Genomic DNA, 7,993 nt, shown 5'->3' with positions numbered 1-7,993 from the left:
GATCGCCGTCAGCGGATCCTCAACGTCTCCGGGCTTGCGGAAGGGAAGAATAGTGCTATCGCTCGTCATAGGCGTATCGCTCCTTCAAGAGGTTCAGGCAGGCTTCCACCCGCCTCGATACGCCACCTTTCTCACCAAGCCATCACCCAATTTCGGCCATAGCTCCTGGTCGATCCAGGCGCCATCCGGCGGCCCCGCCGGCTCGCCGCCCATCTCCGCCATGGCCGCCATCTCGGCCGCCATGCCGGCGTCGTAATCCTCATTCGGCACGGCATCGGGCTTCGCCGGCTGCGCCATGCCCTCGGGCACCGGCAACGCCGAGCCATCGGCCCGCTTGCCGTCCAGCACGTTTTCCAGCTCGGCGCGCGTCGCCGGCCGGTCAGGGTCCAGCCCGAAAATCTCGCTGAGCGGCGAGACTGCCCGCTGATACTGCTTGCCCGCGATCGGCGCCCCGTCTGCCCGGTTGCCCGATAGCAGATTGGCAACCTCGTCCCTGGTGATCGGTCGGCTTAAATCGATCCCCAGCGCTGCCGATACCGTCGAATCCATGTCCCGGCGCGGCTCGATAAACGACTGCCCGCCCGCACCCAGAGCAACCATCGCCTCGCTTTCGGCGTCGGCACCCAGAACGCTCTGATAATAGCCGGCGAGCTGCTGGCGGAACTCATCAATCGTGTCCTTATGGACGTGATCGGCCATCTTCGAGCCCGAGGCGGCCGATCCTGCCCGGAACGATAGCATCAGCCGGCCGCGCCCGCCGGCGGGGGCGGGGGCGGTTCGGCTGCTGCGTCCGCCTCACTTGGCGGATGATCGGGGGCCTCGTCGACCCCTAGAGCGCCGGCTAGCCCGCGCAACACCCCGGCTTCGACATCCGGTGCGATGCTCGCCATCGTCTCATCGATCCGCTCCAGCACCGCCGTCTGATCGCGGAGCGCGCTCACAATCTCCGCCATCGCCGCCTCGAGCGGTGATTCCTCCGCGCTCGGCTGCGCCAGCCGCAGGATCTCCATCAGGATTTTCCCCTGCGTGTTCTGCGTCTCGATCATCAGACGCATCGCCGCAGTCAGCCGATCGATGGCTGTTTCGACACTCGAAGTCATGGCAGTCGGGTCGGAACTCATGCTGGGTTTCTTCTGCCGGAACGCTACGTCAAACCCACAGACGTGCGCAAGCTCCATAGGTGTAATGGTCTGTAGACTTCTCTCTTCCCACACCTCTGGCAAACTACGAGCATTTCATTGTCATACCCATGGCGGATACATTGGCATTTAGCTGCCGTACTTATGGCGTATCATTGGCAATTCTGTGGCCAATGGCCCGAAAACTCGATGTCAGTTCTATGGCAGATCATTGGCGTATATTGACAGTGGCAAACGATTGGAATGAAATCGGCGGATGAATGGACCTGAACTCTCCGTCGACGCGCTGGGTAAGGGCACCGGAACACGGGCACCCGCCCTGCTGTGGATGATCGATCATCATGACGAATTGCTCGCACTGATCCGCCGGCACCGGATCAACTGGACCTACGTCACCGAACGACTCACCGAAGCCGGATTCAGGGATGCGGCTGATAATCCCCTGAAACCACGCACCGTTCGCTCCTACTGGGAACGCGCCCGCAAATATGTCGCGAACAATCCTCCAGATCCGGTCATACCGACGCCATCACCCTCTTCCTCTCCGGCTTCCTCTCCCTCTCCGGCACCCCCGCCCGCATCGGCGCCGGCACCATCCCGGTCCGGCTTCGATCCCATCGAACCGGAAATCGTCGCCGGCGATCTGTTCGATAAACCGTTGCCGACCATCCGGCTCCGCCATCAGCAATCCAAGTCCGGTATCGTCGCGACCGCCGAGCGCAGCGCCAATGATGCCAATGCCGCTCTCGCTTCTGTCCGTGCCAAACCGACGCCTGCAAAGGAATGAGACATGAAAAAAGCCGCAGCACTGCCCACTGAGCCGACCATCCCGGAAATCAGCGTCGGCATTCAGGGTCCCGCCCCTCTCGATAAGACCAGACCTCGCCCCGTCGCCCGCCTCGATCTCTCCGGACGACCAAAATGCTGGCTTGTGGTCGGTCGCGGCCGCACCGGTAAGACCACCCTGATCCGTTGGATCGGTGAACGGGCCGCCTCCTCGGACAATGCCGTCGTTCTCGCCGATCTCGATCGGACCAATGCCACCCTGACCAGCTACATGAGCGGCGTCGTCCGGGCGCCCACGCTCGATGATGCCGGCACCGTCCAATGGCTCCAGAAAATCATCGGCAATACGATGACAAACCAGGTCTCGACCCTGATCGATCTCGGCGGGGGCGATACCGCTCTCATCCAGCTCGCCGGCGAAGTGCCCGATATGCCGGCCATGGTGCATGAGACCGGTGCCGAACTGGTGGTGGCCTATCTCCTCGGCCCCCAACCCGATGATCTCTCCCCGCTCGCGACCCTGCGCAACCGGGGTTTTTCACCCGCGGCAACCGTGCTCATTCTGAACGAGGGCCTGCTCGGGGCCGGCGTCGATCCCGAAACCGGCTTCGCCAGCGTTCAGGGGCATAGCGTGTTCCGCGCGGCGGTCGATGCCGGCGCGATCGTGGTGCGGTTTCCCCGGCTGATCCCCGCCGCTGAAATCGAGAAACGGCGGATCTCCTTCATCGAAGCCCGCGATGCCCTGGTGCAGCCCGCCCTCGGCCCCTTCGATCGCGCCCGCATCCGGCAGTGGCTCGATCGGATGGATTATGAGTTCGCGACGGTCGCCACCTGGCTGCCATGAACGATATCCCGCACGAACCGCAACCGGGCCTCGCTGCGGTCAACAAGGCGATCGATGAGCTGGAAAACGCAATCCAGCTCTCACGTCTGCAAAACGATCCGCTGGTGCATGTCGTCCGGGCGATCCAGGCCACCCTGAAATCCCATCTGGAGATCTACGCCGCAGACGCGGAAGCGCTCTCCAACCATCGCCTGAACATCGATCGCGACTTCAACGCCATCCGACAATCGCGCAACGATTTGACCCGGATGGCCGATGCCGTCGTGAGATCCGCCAAAGCGGAAGTCGAGGCCGCCCATGCCGAGACCGCCCGGCAAATCGTCGGCTCGATCGCGCGCTCTGCCGAATACAAACTCGCCGCGATCTCGAAACTCATCTGGTGGCGCACCATCGTCCTCGCCGCAACGGCAATGATCGGCATCCTCCTGCTCGGCGCCGGTGCCGGATACTGGCGTGGCTACCAGGTCGGGCATTATGCCGCCGCAACCACCATCCGCTCCGCCACCCCGATCGCCAACGCTGTCCTAGCGCAAGGTGGGACTGCAGCGCTGCACGATTGGAACAATCTCATGCGCGATAATCCGATCGTCGCGGTGATGGACAAGTGCCACGGTCACAATCTCGCCAGGCAGGACGGTCGAACCGCCTGCCATATGTGGCTCTGGACCACGCCCTACGTTCCGCCCACTGCTCACGGGAGCCAATGACCATGCCGAACGCGTTGGTCGTCCAGTCCTCCATCGCCGGGTCTATGCGCGCGGCTAGTGCCGTGCTCGGCCGCATCTTCGCCTGGATTGGTGGCACGGCGATCGGTCTGGTGCTCGGCCTTGGCCGGCTCGCCCGGGCGATCATCGGCGAGATCGCCATGCAGTTCCTGATGGTCGCCCTATGGTTCCGATGGGCGGTCAAATTCGCGGCGTGGGCCTGCATCCTCTCGGCCGCTCTCTTGCAATATCAGGTGCCCGGCACGGAAGGGCAAAACCTGCTCATGTTCGGTGTCGGCCTGGTCGCGATGATCGTGGCGCGCGGCATGACCGTCCTTGAATATCGGATCAGCCAGCACCGGTTTCTGATCATGGCCCGCTTCGATCATCCGGCCGTATGGTTCCGCCGGGGGCTGGATGAACCGTTCATCTGAACACCCCCGGCACTCAAGCCGCACGGCCAACCATGTCGGCTCGGTTACCGACAGCGGGGTTAAACTCGTGATGACGCGCGATATCCACGCTCGGCGATTGCCGCCCACACCCCATAACGAATGAGGTCCAACCAAATGATCAAAGCATATCTGGCGGGACCCGACGTGTTCCTGCCCAACGCCCTTGAGCATGCCCGTCGCAAGATCGAGATCTGCGCACGGCACGGGATTGTCGGCCTCGCGCCTCTCAACGAAGATGCCGGGCCTGCCGACAACTCGGTCACAGCCGTCGCGTGGTCCGATATTTTCCACAAAGACATTGAGATGATGGAGGCGAGCGATATCATCATCGCCAACCTCACACCGTTTCGGGGGGCATCGGCCGATGCCGGCACGCTCGTCGAAATCGGCTGGTTCCTCGGCCGGGGCAAACCGATCTTCGGTTACTCGAATTCCGCGCGCTTGTTCGATCAACGCAGCAAGGACCAAGCCAACGCCGTACCCGATCCTATGCGTGGCATCGCTGTCGAAGGGTTTGGGCTGCCGGATAATTTGATGATCCCAGGCGCCGTGCTCCAAGGTGGCGGAGGGATGATTATTCTCCCTGACTCAGATCAGGATGAACCCTTTGACGCGCTCAACGTGTTCGAAAAATGTGTCCGTCTTGCCGCGGATAAACTGGCCTCGTGGAAAAACATCGCCTTTGGGTCAGCAACATGTAATTGATATCCCGGCCCAAGGCGAACAGCGGCAATCGAACCCTTGAAATATTCTTTTAATATATTTAATCAATAAAAGTTTTTACGTCTAACTGTTGAAAGAACACTGATGGCCAATATGAAAGACAACCAACTTCTTCTGCAGCTGACAGCCCAAATTGTCGCTGCCCATGTCGCACATAACTCTGTCACGACGGAAACATTACCAACGCTGACATATTGGGCACAACCGTGACGCAATCCGAGGGCGTGTTCGGTTTGATCCCCGTTGCAACTTTTGCTTCAGGCGGTTCGCTGACCAATCTTGCCAACTTCGTCGCAATATCCACGGCACGAGCGAACAGTGCTGGTCTATCTGGCGGTATTTATCTTCCTAGCCCAATGACCTCATTCAACTTCGACGGTAACTTCAATTACGGTACCGACCCTACTCAAGGCGAGAATTTTGGACCGGGCGCGGTTACCGGAAATGTTGTGGGTGCAGTGGCTGTTCCTGAACCGGCCTCGCTCGTCATATTTGGTACGGGGCTGGTCCTACTGGGATTGTTCGGGACCCGCAGGCACGGTGCGTTGATTTAAAACCCGTTTCCAGAGTTGTCAGTATCACCATTGTTCAGGTCATCGAAGTCGGTAGGCTTCGATGACAATGGTGAACTGCACCGGATTTACCGGTGATGATTTTGGTTGAGTCAGGGTGAAATAGCCGGCTATGCTTGTCGTCCTGATACACTAAAATCAATAGTGTAACAGATCGGTGCCACTGAGCGCGTCGGCGAGCGGAGGGATCGAGGCGCGATAATCGCGCGATCGCTCGGCTGGTTGTCCCGCCAGCGACGATTGCCGTTTGCAAACCTGTTGAACCCGTCTCGGGCGATGGCATCCCCTGCCCTTCCCGCGTCCCGGTCGTGGCCCATAATTTTATCGATCAGGATCATAGTGTCCGTTCCGTCGATCGGGCGTGTATGATACACTTTTCGCGTAATGCCTCCCGATTTGCCAGATCCCACCCCGATCGAACCCGGCGGACCCAAATACCGGCGCCGTGCACGCGTGCGTCCACTGCAGACCCAGCGCCCCGCCCCGGTGCAGTTGCCGCTGTTTCCCGATCGGGTCACCCTGACCCGCATCCAGCCGGCATTGAACGAGCGGCGTTACTACGAGATCGAGATCCAGGCGGACCTGTTCGGCGCCGTCGTGTTGGCGCGGCGCTGGGGACGGATCGGCTACAGTTGCCGGATGCGGCTCGAACCGTATCCGGATTTCGGCAGCGCGCTCGATGCGCTGGCATCCCTCGCCCGCCGCAAGCGTCGACGCGGCTATCAGGATCAGCATGCCGTCTGATCCACAACCTCGGCCCAAACGTCGCCCGGTTGTTATCCACAGCAAACGGGATAAGCCTGGGGATAATGTGTTGGCGGATGCAAAAGCTGTACTAACGAAGCCTCCAGTCATCGAATCATCACCCGCAGTACGACCGAGCGGTCGCTCCGGTCATGCTGCGCCGCATGGCATGAGCCTGTTCGATGTCACGGGTGCCCGGAAGTATCTTACCGCTGCAGAGCGATCGATCTTCCTCCGCGCGGCAGAACGGGAGGATCGCCAGATTCGGACCCTTTGTATGACGCTGGCCTATGCCGGCTGTCGATTATCCGAGGCTCTCGCCCTCACCGCCGATCGGGTCGATCTGTCATCCGGCGCATTGGTATTCGAAACGCTCAAGAAGCGTCGCAGCGGGGTCTACCGACCGGTCCCGGTGCCCCCTGCCCTGCTCGAAGCCCTCGATCTAGTGCACGGCATCCGTGAATGCCAATCGCGCCGCGACAAGGGGCGTGACATCCGGCTCTGGCCCTGGTCCCGCATGACCGGCTGGCGTGCGATCCATGCGGTGATGGTGGCGGCCGAACTGACCGGTCCGCACGCTTCCCCCAAAGGCCTGCGCCATGGATTGGGCGTGGCCGCGGTCTCCGCCGGTATCCCGCTCAATCTGGTCCAAAAATGGCTTGGCCATGCGCAACTCTCGACCACCGCGATCTACGCCGATGCGATCGGTGCCGAAGAGCAGGATATCGCACGGCGGATGTGGGGATGAGACAGGCGCTGCACCGGCTGGCCATCGAGACACGGGGCAAAGGGTTGACCGACATCACCCGGCCCGTGGTGGACTGGACAGCGACGCAGGGGATCGAGACCGGGTTGCTGACGGTATGGTGCCGACATACCTCGGCATCCCTCACGGTGCAGGAGAACGCCGATCCGACCGCGCGAGCGGATATCCTGCGGTTTTTCGAGGCGCTCGTGCCCGAGGATACCGGCCGGTATGCGCATGAGAACGAGGGAGCGGACGATATGCCGGCCCATCTGCGCACCATGCTGACCGAAACCCAGATCAGCATTCCCGTGGCGGCCGGACGGCCGGTGTTCGGGACATGGCAGGGGCTCTATCTGTTCGAGCATCGGCGCCGACCCCACCGGCGCGAGATCGTGTTGCACTTGCTTGGGGAGTGAGCCGCGAAACTCTGTAGGCTGAGCGACTGAACCGCGCGGGGAGCGGCGGCCGCGCGCCGGGCAACGGAGAACAGTCGATTCTGGTCAGATGATCCAAGCAGGAATCGCCTCTGTTTGCGACCAAGAGCCCGGATGATTGCGAGCGCCTACACTTAGCGGCTGGGGCTAGGTGCGGTAACGGAGGGAGCAATCGTGCGAAATTGCGTGCCGTACGCGTTGTTGATCTTCTGGACCAGTTGCTCATGCTGGGTCGGTGACGGCGCGGCTTGCGCGATCAGCGGCATGGCGAGGCCGAAAGTGGCAGCGAAAACAGCGATAGCGGTCATTTTGGTCATGGCACAAATCCTTAATTCGGGTGGAGAGGCGTGCCTTCGGCCAGTTTGGCGTGTTTGACGGTCGAGGCGTTCGAGGGCGCGTGAACGATGATCGGGCCGGGCTGGTAGATCGACGTGCCGACCGAAGCGTTCGCCGCCATAGGTGCGAATGCACCGGCGATGGTCAGAACTGACGCCAGAAGGGTGAACTTACGCATGGGAGTCTCTCCTCGATCAAATGATGCAGGGGGTCCCCTGCTCTGCGACGACAGATAAGTCCAACCATGAAATGTATTAAGCTGGTAACTTTCTCTAATACTGATACCGCTGCGGTATGAATAGCACCGCCACCTTAAAGCGGTTCACCGAATCTCGCAGCGAGCTATGGCCGAAATTGGGTGATGGCTTGGCGAGAAAGGTGGCGTATCGAGGCGGGTGGAAGCCTGCCTGAACCTCTTGAAGGAGCGATACGCCTATGACGAGCGATAGCACTATTCTTCCCTTCCGCAAGCCCGGAGACGTTGAGGATCCGCTGACGGCGATCCTGA

At 61.1% G+C, this 7,993-nt stretch carries 13 protein-coding genes; 9 read left to right on the top strand and 4 right to left on the bottom strand.

Annotated features, from left to right (window positions below):
- Window positions 1-93 precede the first annotated feature (93 nt).
- Window positions 94-741: a hypothetical protein gene (locus AruPA_RS21000; protein WP_265638697.1), complete on the bottom strand. Its 648-nt coding sequence runs from the start codon at window positions 739-741 to the stop codon at window positions 94-96.
- Entirely contained in the window at window positions 741-1,121 is a 381-nt protein-coding gene (locus AruPA_RS20995; protein ID WP_265638696.1) for a hypothetical protein, read from the bottom strand. Before AruPA_RS20995 ends, AruPA_RS21000 begins: the two co-directional genes overlap by 1 nt.
- Before the next feature lie 274 nt (window positions 1,122-1,395).
- Between AruPA_RS20995 and AruPA_RS20990 the strand changes: the two genes are divergently transcribed.
- The 9 genes from AruPA_RS20990 to AruPA_RS20950 all read left to right on the top strand — a co-directional run bounded on the left by AruPA_RS20990 (window position 1,396) and on the right by AruPA_RS20950 (window position 7,131).
- The gene (locus AruPA_RS20990; RefSeq protein WP_265638695.1) at window positions 1,396-1,926 is read left to right on the top strand and encodes a hypothetical protein; all 531 of its coding nucleotides are present in this window, start codon (window positions 1,396-1,398) and stop codon (window positions 1,924-1,926) included.
- A gap of 3 nt (window positions 1,927-1,929) precedes the next feature.
- Window positions 1,930-2,769 carry a hypothetical protein gene (locus tag AruPA_RS20985; RefSeq protein WP_265638694.1) on the top strand — a complete coding sequence of 280 codons (840 nt, stop codon included), beginning with the start codon at window positions 1,930-1,932 and terminating at the stop codon, window positions 2,767-2,769.
- Entirely contained in the window at window positions 2,766-3,476 is a 711-nt protein-coding gene (locus tag AruPA_RS20980; protein ID WP_265638693.1) for a hypothetical protein, read from the top strand. Before AruPA_RS20985 ends, AruPA_RS20980 begins: the two co-directional genes overlap by 4 nt.
- A gap of 2 nt (window positions 3,477-3,478) precedes the next feature.
- A complete protein-coding gene (locus AruPA_RS20975; RefSeq protein WP_265638692.1) occupies window positions 3,479-3,907 on the top strand; it encodes a hypothetical protein in 429 nt (142 codons plus the stop codon).
- 135 nt (window positions 3,908-4,042) lie between these two features.
- Window positions 4,043-4,633 carry a nucleoside 2-deoxyribosyltransferase gene (locus tag AruPA_RS20970; RefSeq protein ID WP_265638691.1) on the top strand — a complete coding sequence of 197 codons (591 nt, stop codon included), beginning with the start codon at window positions 4,043-4,045 and terminating at the stop codon, window positions 4,631-4,633.
- Between the two features lie 224 nt (window positions 4,634-4,857).
- A complete protein-coding gene (locus tag AruPA_RS20965) occupies window positions 4,858-5,205 on the top strand; it encodes a PEP-CTERM sorting domain-containing protein (RefSeq protein WP_265638690.1) in 348 nt (115 codons plus the stop codon).
- 471 nt (window positions 5,206-5,676) lie between these two features.
- Window positions 5,677-5,967 (top strand): WGR domain-containing protein, encoded by a 291-nt coding sequence (locus AruPA_RS20960; RefSeq protein WP_265638689.1) that lies wholly within the window; start codon window positions 5,677-5,679, stop codon window positions 5,965-5,967.
- Between the two features lie 169 nt (window positions 5,968-6,136).
- Window positions 6,137-6,715, top strand: coding sequence for a tyrosine-type recombinase/integrase (locus AruPA_RS20955; protein WP_265638688.1), 579 nt, complete (start codon window positions 6,137-6,139; stop codon window positions 6,713-6,715).
- Window positions 6,712-7,131 (top strand): secondary thiamine-phosphate synthase enzyme YjbQ, encoded by a 420-nt coding sequence (locus tag AruPA_RS20950; protein ID WP_265638687.1) that lies wholly within the window; start codon window positions 6,712-6,714, stop codon window positions 7,129-7,131. Before AruPA_RS20955 ends, AruPA_RS20950 begins: the two co-directional genes overlap by 4 nt.
- A gap of 152 nt (window positions 7,132-7,283) precedes the next feature.
- Here the strand turns inward: AruPA_RS20950 and AruPA_RS20945 are convergent, their stop codons facing one another.
- A complete protein-coding gene (locus AruPA_RS20945) occupies window positions 7,284-7,466 on the bottom strand; it encodes a hypothetical protein (protein ID WP_265638686.1) in 183 nt (60 codons plus the stop codon).
- Between the two features lie 11 nt (window positions 7,467-7,477).
- Window positions 7,478-7,663, bottom strand: coding sequence for a hypothetical protein (locus AruPA_RS20940; RefSeq protein WP_265638685.1), 186 nt, complete (start codon window positions 7,661-7,663; stop codon window positions 7,478-7,480).
- Between the last annotated feature and the right edge of the window lie 330 nt (window positions 7,664-7,993).

Source organism: Acidiphilium sp. PA, assembly GCF_026191915.1.
Classification (GTDB): Bacteria; Pseudomonadota; Alphaproteobacteria; order Acetobacterales; family Acetobacteraceae; genus Acidiphilium.
This window is presented reverse-complemented; position numbering and strand designations above follow the sequence as displayed.